We start from the raw sequence: 14,518 nt of genomic DNA, 5'->3' as shown, positions 1-14,518 counted from the left end.
CCGGATGTATGCGCACGCATTGCGGATACCGGCCCACGGGCTGCGCGAAGCGGACGAACCGGTCCGTCAGACACGAGCGGCACTCAGTGGCGCCCGCGCCGGACCGTCCACAGGTTCCGGTCCGCGACCCGTTCGTAGCGAAGGTCGTCGACCACCATCTGCACGAGCGCCAGCCCTCGCCCGCTCTCGGCCAGCGCGTCGGGCAGCTGCGCGGCGGACGGGTCGACCGGCACCGGCACACCGTCGTCGGTCAGCTGCGCCTCGACCGCGTCCGAACCGACGTCGAGGTGGAGCGAGCACGAGACGCCGCGACCGGCCGCCCCGTGCTCGATCACGTTCGAGGTGAGTTCGACCAGCGCGAGCTCGAGGGCCATCCGGTCCTCGGCCGAGACGGTGGGCTCGGTGTCCCACACCGTCGCGAGGAACGCGTGCACCGCCGTGACGTCGTCCGGCGGGCACGCCAGGTCGAGGCTGTGCCCACCCACCGCGGCGTTCATGCCCAGTCGGTCACCGCGGCGTCCCCGTCCGGGTACGTGCGGAGGATCTTGTCCATGTTGGAGAGCTTCAGCACCATCTCGACCTGGTCGGACGGCGCCGCGATGCGGAGGTCCCCGCCGGCCTGCCGCGCGGCCTTGAGCGACCCGACGAGCGCGCCGAGACCGGAGGAGTCCATGAACTCCACCCCGGACAGCTCGACGACCACGCGGGGCCGTCCGTCGCCGACGACCTTCGCGACGGTCTCGCGGAACGTCGGGGCCGACACCATGTTGAGTCGGCCGCTGCACTCGAGCACGGCGGCGCCGGCGTCCGCTTCGTGTACGACGATGTCCATGTCGGTGCCTCCTGGGATCGGTGCGGGGTGCACCCTGCAACCTACCGGGTCCGGGTCACGAACCCGTCGAGGCGCGTCCGGTCCGTCGCGTCGCCAGCAGCTGCACGACCACGGCGGCCGCCATGAGCACCGCCATCACCGACCCCATCGCGACGGCCGTCCCGCCGAGCGCTCCCGCGAGCGGCGTGCCGAGGCCGCCGAGCCCGAACGTCAGCCCGCCCTGCAGTGCCGCTGCGGTCCCCGGGTGCGCGGCACCGACGTGCTGCGTGCGGGTCATCGCCGCCGGCAGGACGAACCCCCACGCCGCGGTCACGACGGCGAGCGAGACCCAGACCGGCACCGCGCCGGCTCCGAGCAACGCGGACACGAGGACGCCCGTCGCGCCGAGGGTCCCGAGCGCCAGGCCGAACGACAGCAGTGCGTCCTCCGAGAACCGACCGACCACGCGGCGGAACACGAGCGTCGTGACGATCATCATCGAGGCGTTCGTGGCGAACACGAGGGTGTACATCCCCTCCGAGAACCCGAAGCCGGTCTGGAACACGAACGAGCTCGTGGCGATGTACGCGAAGAACCCGATGGTCGAGAGCACCCCGGTCAGCACGTACGCACGGAACCGCGGGATGCCCATGAGCTCGCGGATGCGCCCCCAGTTCGCACCGAGGCCCACCCCGCCGCGGAACGCCCGCGGCAGGGTCTCGTGGAACCGGACGACCACGGCGACGAAGAACACCGCACCGAGCACCGCGAGGACGACGAACATGAGTCGCCAGGTGCCGACCGTCAGCACCGCTCCCCCGGCCAGCGGGGCGACGACCGGGCCGATCGCGTTGATGGCCGCGAGGGTCCCGAACACCTTCGCCATCCGCGGCCCGTCGACCACGTCCGAGACCATCGCCCGCCCGGCGACCGCCCCGGCCGCACCCGCCAGCCCCTGGAACACCCGCGCCACGACGAGCGTCACGACGTCCGGCGCGATCGCGCACCCGACGGAGGCGACGGCGAAGACCGCCGTGCCGACGAGCATCAGCGGACGCCGCCCGATGCCGTCGCTCACCGGTCCGGCGAGCAGCTGCCCGACGGCGAACGCGACGAGGAACGCCGTCAGGGACAGCTGCACGGCACCGGGCGTCGTGCCGAGGTCGCGTGCGATCGCCGGCAGGGCCGGGATGTACATGTCGGTCGCGAACGGCGAGACGCCGACGATCAGGGCGAGCGGCAGGATCGGTGGGAGGGCGCTCGTCCGGCTGGTCGGTCCTGTGCGCTCCGTCGTCACGTCGGCCACGCTACGCGCCCCCGAATCGATTCGACAAGGGCGGTGGTGTCGCGTTGCCTACACCGAGACGGCCTGGAGGGACGGTGCCAGCTGGCACCGCGCCTCCTGGGCCCGAGATGGTCGCGTCGACGACCGACGGCCGGTCCGCGCGGATCAGCCCGTGTTCTGCAGGCCGGCCGCGATGCCGTTCACGGTGAGGAGGAGCAGCCGGTGGTCACCGTCCGTCGGGTCCGTGCTGCCCGAGGTGCGGATCGCGCGGAGCGCCCGGAGCTGCAGGTGCGAGAGCGCGTCGACGTACGGGCTGCGGAGCCGGACGGCGCGTGCGAGGACGGGACGGTCCTCGAGGACGTCGCTCCCGCCCGAGACGCGCAACACCCACTCGCGCGTGCGGAGCATCTCGTCGAGGACCTTCGCGGCGAGGTCGTCGCGGTCCGCGAGCTCGAGGTACCGGCGGGCGATGTGCTCGTCGGTCTTCGCGAGCGACATCTCGACGTTCTTGATCATCGCGCCGAAGAGGGGCCACTCGGCGTACGCGGTGCGGAGGAGCTCCACGTCGCCGACGGCCTCGAGCGCGGAACCGAGGCCGTACCACCCGGCGAGGTTGATGCGCGCCTGCGTCCACGAGAACACCCACGGGATCGCCCGGAGGTCCTCGAGCGACTCGACGCTCAGACCGCGGCGGGCCGGACGGGAGCCGAGCGGGAGCAGACCGATCTCCTCCATCGGGGTCACGCGCGCGAACCACGGCGCGAAGCCGTCCGCCTTCACGAGGCCGTAGAACGCCTCGCGCGAGACGTCGTCGAGCTGCTGCGCGAGGTCGGCGAAGCGCGTGGCGGCGACGGCCGTGCGGTCCTCGTTCGACGGCGAGGACGCGAACAGCGTGGCCGAGGCCATCTGCTCGAGGTGCCGCGCGGCGATGTCCTTGTCGCCGTACTGGGCGAAGATGACCTCGCCCTGCTCGGTGAGCTTGAGGCGTCCGTCGATGGAACCGCGGGGCTGGGCCAGGACGGCCTCGTTCGCCGGGCCACCACCGCGGCCGAGCGAGCCGCCGCGGCCGTGGAACAGCGTGAGCTCGACGTCGTTGTGCTTCGCCCAGTCGGCGATCCGGGCCTGTGCGTCGTAGAGCGCGAGGTTCGCCGACACCGGACCGACGTCCTTGGAGGAGTCGGAGTAGCCGAGCATGACCTCGAGGCGGCGACCGGTCGCTGCGAGGCGACGCTGGAACGGCTCGGTGCGGACGGCCTCGTCGAGGATGTCGACACTGGCGTGCAGGTCCGCGAAGGTCTCGAACAGCGGGATGACGTCGAGCACCGGGGCGGCCTCGGGCGACCCGAGTGCGGCGACCGCGAGCTCGTGGACGTTCGCGAGGTCGGCTGCCGACTGCGTGAACGACACGATGTAGCGGCTGGCGGCGCGGACGCCGTAGCGGGCCTGCAGCGCGGCGATCGTACGGAACACGGCGAGGACCTCTTCCGTGGTCTCGCTCAGCTCTCCACCGGCGCGGATCTCGGCGAGGGCGTTCCGGTGCACCTGCGAGTGCTGCCGGACCTCGAGCTCGGCGAGGTGGAACCCGAAGGTCTCGACCTGCCAGACGAGGTTCTGCAGCTCGCCGTTCGCGGGACGGGTGGCCCCGGCCGCGACGAGCGAGGTCTGGATCGTGCGGAGGTCGGCCAGGAGCGCGTCCGGCCCGGGGTAGGCGAGCTCGGCCTCGCCCCGGCGCGTGGCGTCGATGCGGGCGGCGACGAACAGGAGCGCCCGACGGTGCGTCTCGTTCGGCGCACGGACCCCGATGCGCTCGGCGATCCCGGGGTCGAGGGACTCCTGCGCGGCGACGAGCGCGGTGAGACCGGCGTCCGCCGGGGTCTCGCTCGCGTCGAGGGTGAGGGTGCTGCCGATGCGGGTGGCGGCGCGGGAGAGCCCGAGCAGGATGTGCTCGGCCGCGATCTCCGCCGCCTGGCGGGTGACGTCCGCCGTGACGTGCGGGTTGCCGTCGCGGTCGCCGCCGATCCAGGTGCCGAAGCGCACGAACGCCGGTGCGGTGACCGGCACGCGGCCGGCGTCGTCACCGAGCAGCCGGTCGTCGAGCAGGCGGTAGACCTGCGGGACGATCTCGAACAGCGTCTGGTCGAACACGCTCATCGCCGTGCGGACCTCGTCGAGCGGGGTCGGGCGGGTCGTGCGGAGCGGCGAGGTGCGCAGGAGGGTCGTGATCTCCTCGAGCAGCCGGCGCTCGTTCTCGGCGAGGGCCGTGGTGTTCGTCGTCCGGTCGCGCTCGTCGATGAGGTCGGTGATGCGCCGCACGGCCGTGGTCACCGCGCGTCGGCGGGCCTCGGTCGGGTGCGCCGTGAGGACCGGGTGGAACCGGAGTTCGCGCAGCCGGGCCGCAGCGGCCTCGTCGCCGACCTGCTCGACGAGCGAGGCGTACGTCGCCGGGAAGGAGTCCCCCGCGAGTCCGCCGTCGTCGCCGCGGTGCCGGAGCACGCGCACGCGGTGGTGCTCCTCGGCGAGGTTCGTGAGGTGGAAGTACGTGGTGAACGCCTGTGCCACGGCTTCGGCACGCTCGGCGGACAGGTCCGCGACGATGGCCTCGGCACGCGCGGCCCCCTCGGCCTCGCCGCCCTCGTACGCGTCGATGACCGCGGCGCGGAGGCTCTCCACGTCGTGCAGGAGGTCCTCGCCGCCGGTCTCCCGCAGGACGCGTCCGAGCAGCTTGCCGAGGTACCGCACGTCGGAGCGCAGGTCGCTGTCGACCGCGCCACTGACGTCGTCCCGCGCGCGTCCGTGGCGCGTCTGACCGTCGATCGTCATGTGGTCCTCTCCGGGTCTCAGCCGGGAAGGTCGTCCCGGTATCCCAGCAGCGTATCGGCCCGTCGGGACCGGTGACGACAACCGTCCGGACGGACCGCGGCGGGCGGGTGCGCGGCCTCGCTTCGTGAGCAGAAGAGGTCGTCGCGGCCAAGGGGACCCGACCGTTCCTGCTCACGAAGTGCCTCGGGCGCGGCGCCCGTTCCCATCGCACCCGGACGGACCACGGCGAGCGTTCGTAGAATCCGGCCAGGGATGCTCCGCATCCGTGGGTGGAGGGACGCCATGGACGAGACGGCCGAGCCGGCAGACCGCGAACCCGCCACGGGGCGGACGCAGGACGACGTGGGGACGGGATCCGCGGCTCCTGGCCCGCCGGCCGACACGGCGGTCCGGAAGCCGCCCGTCGAGCGCTGGGTCTTCTGGCCGGCCGCGGGGATCGTGCTCGCGTTCGTCGCCGTCGCGCTCGCCGCGCCTCGTGCCACCGAGGACGTCTTCTCGGCCGTCCAGGGGTGGATCGTGCGGGACTTCGGCTGGTACTACGTGATCGCCGCGGCCGCGTTCGTCGTCTTCGCGATCTGGATCGGGTTCAGCCGGTTCGGCGACATCGTGCTCGGCCAGGACGACGAGGCGCCCGAGTTCTCGACGCTCTCGTGGCTCTCGCTGCTGTTCGCCGCGGGCATGGGCATCGGGCTCGTGTTCTACGGCGTTGCCGAGCCCCTCAGTCACTTCGCCTCACCACGGCCGGGGGTGACGGGCGACGACGACGCCCTCGCGCAGCAGGCGCTCACGCAGACGTTCCTGCACTGGGGCCTGCACGCGTGGGCGATCTACGTCGTGGTCGGGCTCGCCCTGGCGTACGCGATCCACCGACGGTCGCGACCGGTGTCGATCCGCTGGGCGCTCGAACCGCTGCTGGGCAAGCGCGTGGTGGGCGGGTGGGGCAACCTCATCGACGTCCTCGCGCTGATCGGCACACTGTTCGGCGTCGCGACGTCGCTCGGGCTCGGCGTGCTCCAGATCGGGTCGGGGCTCGAGTACACCGGGGCGGCGGAGAACACCCGGGGCCTGCAGATCGGACTGATCGTCGTCGTCACGCTGATCGCCGTCGGGTCGCTGCTGAGCGGTGTCGGCAAGGGCATGAAGATCCTGTCGAACATCAACCTCGTGCTGGCGGCCGTGCTGCTCGTCTTCGTCCTGCTCGTCGGGCCGACGCAGTTCCTGCTCGGCGAGTTCGTGCAGTCGATCGGGCAGTACGTGCAGGGGTTCGTCGGGCTGGCGTTCGACACGAGCGCCTTCGCGGGTCAGGCCGGGCAGGAGTGGCAGGGCGCGTGGACGACGTTCTACTGGGGCTGGTGGATGTCGTGGGCGCCGTTCGTCGGCATCTTCATCGCGCGGATCTCCCGCGGACGGACCGTCCGGCAGTTCGTGCTCGGCGTGCTGTTCGTCCCGACGCTGCTGACCTTCCTCTGGTTCGCGATCATGGGCGGGACCGCGCTGTACGACCAGCTGCACGGCACCGGCGACCTCGTCGGGGCGGACGGCAGCGTGTCCGTCGAGCAGGTCCTGTTCCAGCTGCTCGGCGGGATGCCCGCCGGATCGGTGCTCGTGATCGGGGCGATCATCCTGATCGGGGTGTTCTTCGTGACCTCGGCGGACTCGGGTGCGCTCGTGATGGGCATGATCGCGACCGGCGGGCAGATCGAGCCGAAGAACTGGATCCGGGTGTTCTTCGCCGGGGTCACGGCACTCGTCGCGGTGGCGCTCCTGCTCGCGGGCGGGCTGAACGCGCTGAAGACCGCGGCGATCACGACGGCGCTCCCGTTCAGCGTCGTGATGGTGCTGATGTGCTGGTCGACGGTGATCGCCTTCACGCGGGAGCGTCGGGCGTACGCGCGGGCGGAGCGTCGGGCGTTGATGGCGGACCTCGCGGACTTCTACCAGCAGGAGGTCGTCGAACCCGCGGAGCGCGCGCCGAAGACCGGCCCGATCCAGAAGCTCGCGCGCCGCATGCGGCACTGAGGCGGGGGCGGGGCGGCGGGCGCGCTTCGTGAGCAGAAATGGTCGCCTGGGCTGCCCGCACCCGACAGTTTCTGCTCACCAAGCGCCCGCCGCTCGGCGCGGCGCGGGCGGCACGGGCGGCACGGCGCGCGGGCCCCGCGGCGCGGCACGAACGAGGGAGCGCCGGGATCGCGGCGCGTGGCGGAAGCACCCCTGCGAAGCGACGCGCTCCGCGATCCCGGCGGGTCTGGTGGGCGGCACGTGGCCGCTCGGGTCAACTCGGCTCGGTCACGCGATCACGGCCACGTCGTCGCCCGCGCCGTGCGGCCCGTCATCGTCGGACCACGCCGCGGCACGGCCGAGCACCGGTCCCCGTGTCGCGTCGAGCCCCGCGAGCAGCCCGCTGTCGAGCCGGTGCGCCAGCTCGACCTCGGCGATCACCCGTTCGCGTTCCTCGGCCGACCACGGAGCCGCGTCGAGCTGCGCCCGGTAGGTCTGCTCGAACGCACTCGGATCGGCGACCTGGTCGAAGATGTAGAACAGGACGCCGTTCGTCTCGAAGCCGAACTGCTCCGCGAGCAGTCGTCCGATGAGACGCCCGCCGGACAGGTCGCCGAGGGACCGCGTGTAGTGGTGGGCGACGAACCCGCCGGGCCACGTCGCCGCGACCTCGTTCAGTCGTCGGACGTACGCGGTGGTCTCGGGCAGCGGGCACACGAGCTCGGACCAGTCCGGACCGATGAGGTACTCGAGGTCCGCCCGGATCGCCGGCATCCGCGTCAACTGCGACGTGACGAAGGGGGAAGCCACGGGGTGGTCCGCCATCCGCTCGGCCGCGCGCTCGAGGGCGGCGTACACGAACGCGTACTGTCCGAGCAGGGCCGCGTACTCGCCGACGTCGCACCGCCCGGCGAGCAGGTCCTGCATGAACCCGTCGCCGCCCGACCCCTGCGAGCGACGCGTGCGCCGACGCAGCAGCTCGGAGAACGGGATGACTGTGTCCATGGAGGTAAGGCTAACCTTACTGAGCGGTACGTCAAGCACAGCGCACCCAGAAGTCGAGAGAGGAAGCTCGCACCGATGAGCTCGAAACCCAAACGCCCCCAGCACGTCTTCGTCGTCGACCGCACGGAGCGTCTCTCGCCGCACATGGTCCGCGTCCACCTCGGCGGTCCCGCCTTCGACGAGTTCGTCGCGGCAGCGGACCCGGAGCGGCTCGCCGCCACGGACAAGTACGTCAAGCTCCTGCTCGCGAAGCCGTCGCTCGGGCTCACGCCGCCGTACGACCTCGAGTCGCTGCGCGAGTCGCTCCCGAAGCACGACCGGCCGGCGCGCCGCACCTACACCGTGCGCGCCGTCGACCACGAGGCGAAGACCATCGCCGTCGACTTCGTCGTGCACGGCGACGACGGCCTCGCGGGTCCCTGGGCGGCCTCGGCGCAGCCCGGCGACCTCCTCGCGCTCTCCGGTCCCGGCGGCGGGTACGCCCCGTCCACCGACCCCGCCGTCACCCACGTGCTGCTCGGCGACGACAGCGCGCTCCCCGCGATCTCCGCCGCCCTCGAGGGCATGGCCGACACCGCCACGGGCGTCGCCCTCGTCGAGGTGGCGGGTCCGGCCGACGAGCAGGACGTCGCGCACCCGGCCGGGGTCGACCTGCGGTGGCTGCACCGCGACGCCACCGGCGCCGAGCCGGGCACGCTGCTGCTGGAGGCGGCTCGCTCGCTGGAGCGCGCCTCCAGGCCCGTGCAGGTGTTCGCGCACGGCGAGCGGACCGCGATGAAGGCGATCCGTCGACTGCTGCAGGACGACTGGGGACTCGAGAAGTCCGAGATGTCGCTGTCCGCGTACTGGGCGCTCGGGCGCGCCGAGGACCGGTTCCAGGAGGAGAAGCGCGAACCGATCGGCGTCATCTTCACCGAGTAGCGCTCGGGCCTGGAGGCGCGGCTGACGTCGGTGGGTCGGGCTAGCGTTCCCGGCATGGTCGCCCTCTCGTGCTGCGCGCCCGGTTGCGACGCCGGTGCGGTCGCCGGGTCGGCGGTGCCCGCGGTGCCGCTGTGCGCCGGACACGTCGCCCTCGTGGTCGACGCCGCCGCCGAGCACGTCGGCGTCGAGGACGTGCTGCCCGGCCCGTGCCCGGTGTGCGGGTCGCGGGTCGGGGTGCGCTTCCCGTCGGGTGCGGTGTGTGCGGCGTGCGAGTGGCGCTGGGGCGACGTGCCGGACGGGGACCTCGCTCCCCCGCGGGTCGACGTCGTGTACTACCTGCGGATGCGGGACGACTTCGGCGACCGGATCAAGATCGGGACGACGGCGAACCCGCGGCAGCGGCTCGCGGCGATCCCGCACCAGGACCTCCTCGGGTTCGAGCGCGGCGACCGGACGCTCGAGCGGCGGCGGCACGCGCAGTTCGCCGGGTCGCGGTACCCCGGTACGGAGTGGTTCCGGGTGACGCCGGAGTTGCTCGAGCACGTCGCGGTCGTGGCCGCGGGCGTGAGTGACCCGTGGGAGCTGCACGCCCGGTGGCGGAGCGAGGCGCTGGCGCTGCGCGGGTGAGGCGCGGCGCGGCGCGGCGGCGCGGCGGCGCGGCGGGTGCACGCCGCCAGCGGGCGCCCGCGGCCGGCGGCGGGTGCTGCGCACAACGCAAGGCACGCCGAACCGCGGGGAACCGCGGTTCCGGCGCACTGTGGTTGTGCGGCGGGCGGGCGCGCGCCGCCAGCGGGCGCCCGCGCGCGTCGAACCACGAAAGCGACGTCGCACCAGCCATCGCGGCCGGTTCCATGTCGCTTCCGTGGTTCGACACGGCGGCGCCGGCGGGCGGTGGGTGCTGCGCACAACGCAAGTCACGCCGAACCGCGGGGAACCGCGGTTGAGGCGCACTTCGGTTGCGCGGCGGGTGAGCGCACGCCGCCAGCGGGCGCCCGCGCGCGTCGAACCACGAAAGCGACGTCGCACCAGCCGTCGCACGCGGTTCGACGTCGTTTCTGTGGTTCGAGGCGGCGCCGCCGGCGGGCGGTGGGTGCTGCGCACAACACAAGTCACGCCGAACCGCGGGGAACCGCGGTTCCGGCGCACTGTGGTTGTGCGGCGCCGACGCCCGGCCGCCCAGGCGTCAGCGCGCGTACGCGTCGACGAAGAGGGCGCCGCGGACCTCGCGCAGCGTGTCGGCCAGGCGCGCGATCGTCCGGCCGGAGATCCCGGAGACCTCGAGGTCGTACGGCCCCAGCGCCTGCAGCCGCCCGGTCCGGATGCGGACGACCTCCCACCCGACACCGCGCACGGCACGGTCCTTCCGGCGGTCCGTCTCCTGCCGGGGTCCGACGTGCTCGAGGCCGTGACGTCCGGTGGAGTCGTACTCGATCGCGACGCGGAGCTCCGGCAGGATGATGTCCGGCCAGACCTCGACGTGGTCGAAGAACGGTCGGTCGAGGCGGATCGCGGAATGGTCGAACGTGAAGGCGAACCGCTCGGCGAGGGCGGCACGGAGCTCGGCCTCGACCGCGGAGGCCGTCGCCGGGGCGCACACGCTCGTGAACGACTCCCCCGAGGGCAGCCGCGGCGTCTTCGGGCAGATCGACCGCGGGACGGCCGGGGGCCGGGGCCGGCGGGGTGCACCGGGTTCCGGGCGACGAGGACGGGACCGCGTCGATGCCACAGCACCGGCCGGAGTCCCTCGAGCAGGAGCCGCGGGCAGCGTCTGCCGACCGGTGACGCGCACGACCCGCTGCGGGACCGGCACCGCGGCCGGCCAGTCGGACGGCAGCACGGGCCAGCGCTGCGGCTGGGCCTGGACGGCGCACTCGGGGCACCACACCGACCGGCGTCGTTCCCGCCCCGGACGGGAGCGCTGCTCACCCGGGGTCGCGACGAACACGTGCCCGACGTCGCACTCCCACGTCAGCAGGACCTCGGCAGCGGGTGGTACCTGGCTGAGGACGACGCCGTGGTTCCACTCCGGGTGGTACTGCCGGACGAGCACCGGGTACGAGGACCACTCGGCACGGAACTCCCCCACGGCGTACGGCACCGCCACGCCGCGCGACCACTGTCGGCGGCGCCACCACGCGTCGACGGGTTCGGCCACGCTGCCACGCTAGGCAGCACCACCGACAACCGCCACGGCGACGGGGATCAGTCCGCGAGGGCGTTCCGCACGTAGCCGACGAGGGCGTTCGCGTGCCCGTGTCCCATGCCGTGCTCGGTCTTGAGCCAGGCGACGACCTCCATGTGTTTCTGGCCGTCGAGCCGGTCCGCGACGAGGTCGAGCCACTCCTGCACCGGACGCCCGTAGGTCTTCTCGATGCTCGGGAAGTACGACGCCGGTCCCTTCGGCTTGCTGCCGTCGGCCGGGGGCTCCGGTGCGGTCACGCGGTGTGCGGTCATGGGGGTCACGATAGCCGCCGTCCCGCGTCACAGAGCGTCATCCGATCCCCGCGTGTGACGCCGGGTTCCCTCCCGTGCCGATGTGTTTCGCGCGGCGTTGTCGCGCCTCGGAGCACCTCCTACGGTCGCGACATGACCCAGACCACCGACACGGAGCGCCCGACCGGAAGCCCCGCCGGAACTCCGACCGGAAGCACGGCCGGAAGCACGGCCGACGCGACCATCGACGCCGCCGGCCGCGCAGCGCTCGACCGCCCCGTCGTCCCGCTGCGCCACCCGCTGCGGTGGATCGCCGCGGCGGTCGTCCTCGTGGTCCTCCTGAACTTCGTCGAGACGCTCTTCACCAACGAGCAGTGGGGCTGGCCGGCGGTCGGCAGGTGGCTGTTCAGCCCGGCGATCCTGACCGGCCTGCAGCTCACCCTCGTCGCGACGGCACTGAGCGCGGTGATCAGCTTCGCCGGCGGCATCGTCGTGGCGATCGGCCGGCTCTCGCGCAACCCGGTGCTGTCCGGGCTCGCCTGGGGCTACGTGTGGCTGTTCCGTTCGGTGCCGCTCATCCTGGTGCTCGTCTTCCTCTACAACCTCGGGTCGCTGTACCCGACCATCGGCATCGGCGTCCCGTTCGGACCGCAGTTCGAGGTCCCGACCGCGAACGTCCTCGGCGACCTGGCGATCGGCGTCATCGGGCTGAGCCTCAGCGAGATCGCCTACGCGTCGGAGATCGTCCGCGCCGGCGTGCTCGCCGTCGACCACGGCCAGCACGAGGCCGCGCAGGCCCTCGGGCTCCCCCGCCGCCGCCAGTTCGTGCGGGTCATCCTGCCGCAGGCGCTCCGCTCGATCGTGCCGGCCTTCGTCAACCAGATCGTCGGCCTGCTCAAGGCGTCCTCGCTGCTGTTCTACGTGTCGCTCCTCGACCTGTTCGGCGTGGTGCAGAACCTGTCGAGCACGTACCCGACGGACATCATCCCGCTGCTCGTCGTGGCGACGATCTGGTACCTCGCGCTCACGAGTGCGGTGTCGATCGTCCAGTACTACGTCGAGCGATGGACGGCGCGCGGCTCGGTCCGCGCGCTCCCGCCGACGCCGTTCCAGCGGCTCCGGTCCGCGGTGCGCCGCGGTCCCGGGCGCGGCCGGGGAGGCCCAGGAGGCGCGGATCGCCCCTCCTCGTCGGCACGCGCTGCACAGGCGGTCGCCGCCGACCGCGTGGTCGCGTCCGGCCAGAACGACGGGAAGGCCATCTGATGAGCGCCACCATCGGCATCCACGGCGCCGGGAAGGCCTTCGGCGAGAACGTCGTCATCGACGGCGTCGACCTGTCGCTGCCGTCCGGGAGCGTCACCGTGATCCTCGGCCCGTCCGGGTCCGGCAAGTCCACGCTGCTGCGGGCGATCAACCACCTCGAACCCCTCGACCGCGGTGTCGTCACCGTCGGCGGCGAGACCATCGGCGTCCGGGTGCGGACCGGCCGCGACGGGGTCCCGCGCTACAAGGAGCTGCCCGAGCGCCTGATCCTGCGGCAGCGCTCCCGGATCGGGTTCGTGTTCCAGCACTTCAACCTGTTCCCGCACCTCACCGCGCTCGAGAACGTGGCCGAGGGCCCGATCGCCTCCGGTGTCCCCGCCGCCACCGCGAAGGCCCGGGCCCAGACGCTGCTCGAACGCGTCGGCCTCGGCGACCGCGGAGCCACCCGCCCGCGCCAGCTCTCCGGCGGGCAGCAGCAGCGCGTGGCGATCGCCCGGGCGCTGGCGCTCGAGCCCTCGGTGGTCCTGCTGGACGAACCGACCTCGGCGCTCGACCCGGAACTGGTCGGCGAGGTGCTCGGCGTGATCACGGACCTCGCCGAGTCCGGCACGACGCTCGTCATCGTCACGCACGAGGTCGCCTTCGCCCGCGAGGTCGCCGACCACGTCGTCTTCCTCGACCACGGCCGCATCGTCGAGCAGGGCCCACCGGCGCAGCTCATCGACGACCCGCAGCACCCCCGCACGCGCGACTTCCTGTCCCGCGTCCGCTGAACTCCCCACCCGTTCCGACCCGACCCCTGGAGAACCATGTCCCCGATCACCCCCTCCCGCTGGCGGCACCGCGCCGGCGCCCTCGTCCTCGCCACCGGCGTCGTCGTCGCCCTCGCCGGCTGCGCCGCGAACGCCAGCGCCGGCACCGGCTCGGACGACGGCACCGTCACGATCGGCGCCGCCTCGAACGGCGCCGCGACCGAGACGAAGGTCTCCGTGCAGGAAGACTCGAAGCTCCACGACGAGCTCCCCGCCGACGTCAAGCAGTCCGGCAAGCTCGTCATCGGCATCGGGGCCCTGCCGTCCGGGTACCCGCCCCTCGCCTTCACCGGCGACGACCAGAAGACGCTGACCGGTTCCGAGCCCGACCTCGGCCGTCTCGTCGCGGCGAAGCTCGGCCTCGAGCCCCAGGTGAAGAACGCCACGTGGGACAACCTGTTCGTCGGCATCGACGGCGGGTCGGTCGACGTCGGCCTGTCGAACATCACCGTGACGGAGCAGCGCAAGGAGAAGTACGACTTCGCCTCGTACCGCCAGGACAACCTCGCGCTGCAGGTGAAGGAGGGCAGCTCCCTGCGGTTCGACGGTGATCCCTCCGTGCTCGCCGGCAAGACGATCGCCACCGACTCCGGCACGAACCAGGAGAAGATCCTGCTCGGGTGGAAGGCCGACCTCGCGAAGCAGGGCAAGACCATCACGGTGAAGTACTACCCGGACGCGAACGCGAAGCTCCTCGCCGTGCAGTCCGGCAAGGTCGACGGCTACCTCGGCCCGAACCCGACGATCGCCTACCAGAACAAGCAGAACGCGGGGACGGCGAAGGCGACGACGACCGCGGGCACGTACTCGGGTGCCGGCGCCGACCTGCAGGGGCTCATCGCGGCGACCACCAAGAAGGGCGACGGGCTCGCGAAGCCGGTCCAGGAGGCCATCGACGAGCTCATCGACGACGGCACGTACGCCAAGTGGCTCACGGCCTACAACCTGTCGAACGAGGCCGTGAAGCAGTCCGAGCTCAACCCGGAGGGCCTGCCGCTCGACGCCGGCTGACCCGGCACGCGCGGGACGCGCGCACACGACGGACGGGAGGCGCGGGGGCCCCGGGGGCCCCCCCCCCCCCCCCCGGGCCCGGCGCCCCCCCCCCCGGCGCCCCCCCGGGCGGTGCCGGGGCCGCGCGCCCCCCGGGCAGGGCCCCTCCGGGGGGGCGGT

General features: G+C 72.8%; 13 protein-coding genes. 6 read left to right on the top strand and 7 right to left on the bottom strand.

Annotated elements, in window-relative coordinates; translation table 11 throughout:
* Positions 1 to 83: 83 nt before the first annotated feature.
* The 4 genes from ACIPKM_RS13125 to ACIPKM_RS13110 all read right to left on the bottom strand — a co-directional run bounded on the left by ACIPKM_RS13125 (position 84) and on the right by ACIPKM_RS13110 (position 4,916).
* Positions 84 to 497 (bottom strand): ATP-binding protein, encoded by a 414-nt coding sequence (locus ACIPKM_RS13125; protein ID WP_070418773.1) that lies wholly within the window; start codon positions 495 to 497, stop codon positions 84 to 86.
* Positions 494 to 832 (bottom strand): STAS domain-containing protein, encoded by a 339-nt coding sequence (locus ACIPKM_RS13120; protein WP_070418772.1) that lies wholly within the window; start codon positions 830 to 832, stop codon positions 494 to 496. The genes ACIPKM_RS13125 and ACIPKM_RS13120 overlap by 4 nt, the downstream gene beginning before the upstream one ends.
* A 55-nt stretch (positions 833 to 887) precedes the next feature.
* Positions 888 to 2,108, bottom strand: a complete 1,221-nt coding sequence (locus ACIPKM_RS13115) for a multidrug effflux MFS transporter (protein ID WP_402736882.1) — start codon at positions 2,106 to 2,108, stop codon at positions 888 to 890.
* Between the two features lie 153 nt (positions 2,109 to 2,261).
* Positions 2,262 to 4,916, bottom strand: coding sequence for a phosphoenolpyruvate carboxylase (locus ACIPKM_RS13110; protein WP_402736881.1), 2,655 nt, complete (start codon positions 4,914 to 4,916; stop codon positions 2,262 to 2,264).
* A gap of 252 nt (positions 4,917 to 5,168) precedes the next feature.
* Between ACIPKM_RS13110 and ACIPKM_RS13105 the strand changes: the two genes are divergently transcribed.
* Positions 5,169 to 6,935 (top strand): BCCT family transporter, encoded by a 1,767-nt coding sequence (locus tag ACIPKM_RS13105; protein WP_402736880.1) that lies wholly within the window; start codon positions 5,169 to 5,171, stop codon positions 6,933 to 6,935.
* 267 nt (positions 6,936 to 7,202) lie between these two features.
* On the opposite strand, the gene ACIPKM_RS13100 is transcribed toward ACIPKM_RS13105, so the two are convergent.
* A complete protein-coding gene (locus ACIPKM_RS13100; RefSeq protein WP_071295975.1) occupies positions 7,203 to 7,919 on the bottom strand; it encodes a heme oxygenase (biliverdin-producing) in 717 nt (238 codons plus the stop codon).
* Positions 7,920 to 7,994: 75 nt separating this feature from the next.
* On the opposite strand from ACIPKM_RS13100, the gene ACIPKM_RS13095 reads away from it, so the two are divergent.
* Positions 7,995 to 8,840: a siderophore-interacting protein gene (locus ACIPKM_RS13095; protein ID WP_071295976.1), complete on the top strand. Its 846-nt coding sequence runs from the start codon at positions 7,995 to 7,997 to the stop codon at positions 8,838 to 8,840.
* A gap of 54 nt (positions 8,841 to 8,894) precedes the next feature.
* The gene (locus ACIPKM_RS13090) at positions 8,895 to 9,467 is read left to right on the top strand and encodes a GIY-YIG nuclease family protein (RefSeq protein WP_071295977.1); all 573 of its coding nucleotides are present in this window, start codon (positions 8,895 to 8,897) and stop codon (positions 9,465 to 9,467) included.
* Positions 9,468 to 10,023: 556 nt separating this feature from the next.
* Here the strand turns inward: ACIPKM_RS13090 and ACIPKM_RS13085 are convergent.
* Positions 10,024 to 10,995 (bottom strand): hypothetical protein, encoded by a 972-nt coding sequence (locus ACIPKM_RS13085; protein WP_071295978.1) that lies wholly within the window; start codon positions 10,993 to 10,995, stop codon positions 10,024 to 10,026.
* 47 nt (positions 10,996 to 11,042) lie between these two features.
* Positions 11,043 to 11,294, bottom strand: coding sequence for a DUF4287 domain-containing protein (locus ACIPKM_RS13080; protein WP_071295979.1), 252 nt, complete (start codon positions 11,292 to 11,294; stop codon positions 11,043 to 11,045).
* A gap of 132 nt (positions 11,295 to 11,426) precedes the next feature.
* Between ACIPKM_RS13080 and ACIPKM_RS13075 the strand changes: the two genes are divergently transcribed.
* From ACIPKM_RS13075 to ACIPKM_RS13065, 3 genes are read left to right on the top strand one after another with little or no spacing between them, the layout of a single operon-like run.
* The gene (locus ACIPKM_RS13075) at positions 11,427 to 12,536 is read left to right on the top strand and encodes an amino acid ABC transporter permease (RefSeq protein ID WP_402736879.1); all 1,110 of its coding nucleotides are present in this window, start codon (positions 11,427 to 11,429) and stop codon (positions 12,534 to 12,536) included.
* Positions 12,536 to 13,309: an amino acid ABC transporter ATP-binding protein gene (locus tag ACIPKM_RS13070; RefSeq protein ID WP_402736878.1), complete on the top strand. Its 774-nt coding sequence runs from the start codon at positions 12,536 to 12,538 to the stop codon at positions 13,307 to 13,309. The genes ACIPKM_RS13075 and ACIPKM_RS13070 overlap by 1 nt, the downstream gene beginning before the upstream one ends.
* Positions 13,310 to 13,345: 36 nt before the next feature.
* Positions 13,346 to 14,359 (top strand): transporter substrate-binding domain-containing protein, encoded by a 1,014-nt coding sequence (locus ACIPKM_RS13065; RefSeq protein WP_402736877.1) that lies wholly within the window; start codon positions 13,346 to 13,348, stop codon positions 14,357 to 14,359.
* Positions 14,360 to 14,518: the final 159 nt, after the last annotated feature.

The sequence above is a fragment of the Curtobacterium sp. NPDC086286 genome, from assembly GCF_044746255.1.
Classification (GTDB): domain Bacteria; phylum Actinomycetota; class Actinomycetes; order Actinomycetales; family Microbacteriaceae; genus Curtobacterium.
Note: the sequence above shows the minus strand (reverse complement) of the source record. Positions and strands in the feature narration are given on the sequence as shown.

Coding starts and splice junctions, on each gene's coding strand:
- ACIPKM_RS13125 (WP_070418773.1), bottom strand. CDS start 497: ATGAACGCCGCGGTGGGTGGGCACAGCCTCGACCTGGCGTGCCCGCCG.
- ACIPKM_RS13120 (WP_070418772.1), bottom strand. CDS start 832: ATGGACATCGTCGTACACGAAGCGGACGCCGGCGCCGCCGTGCTCGAG.
- ACIPKM_RS13110 (WP_402736881.1), bottom strand. CDS start 4,916: ATGACGATCGACGGTCAGACGCGCCACGGACGCGCGCGGGACGACGTC.
- ACIPKM_RS13105 (WP_402736880.1), top strand. CDS start 5,169: ATGCTCCGCATCCGTGGGTGGAGGGACGCCATGGACGAGACGGCCGAG.
- ACIPKM_RS13100 (WP_071295975.1), bottom strand. CDS start 7,919: ATGGACACAGTCATCCCGTTCTCCGAGCTGCTGCGTCGGCGCACGCGT.
- ACIPKM_RS13095 (WP_071295976.1), top strand. CDS start 7,995: ATGAGCTCGAAACCCAAACGCCCCCAGCACGTCTTCGTCGTCGACCGC.
- ACIPKM_RS13090 (WP_071295977.1), top strand. CDS start 8,895: ATGGTCGCCCTCTCGTGCTGCGCGCCCGGTTGCGACGCCGGTGCGGTC.
- ACIPKM_RS13080 (WP_071295979.1), bottom strand. CDS start 11,294: ATGACCGCACACCGCGTGACCGCACCGGAGCCCCCGGCCGACGGCAGC.
- ACIPKM_RS13075 (WP_402736879.1), top strand. CDS start 11,427: ATGACCCAGACCACCGACACGGAGCGCCCGACCGGAAGCCCCGCCGGA.
- ACIPKM_RS13070 (WP_402736878.1), top strand. CDS start 12,536: ATGAGCGCCACCATCGGCATCCACGGCGCCGGGAAGGCCTTCGGCGAG.
- ACIPKM_RS13065 (WP_402736877.1), top strand. CDS start 13,346: ATGTCCCCGATCACCCCCTCCCGCTGGCGGCACCGCGCCGGCGCCCTC.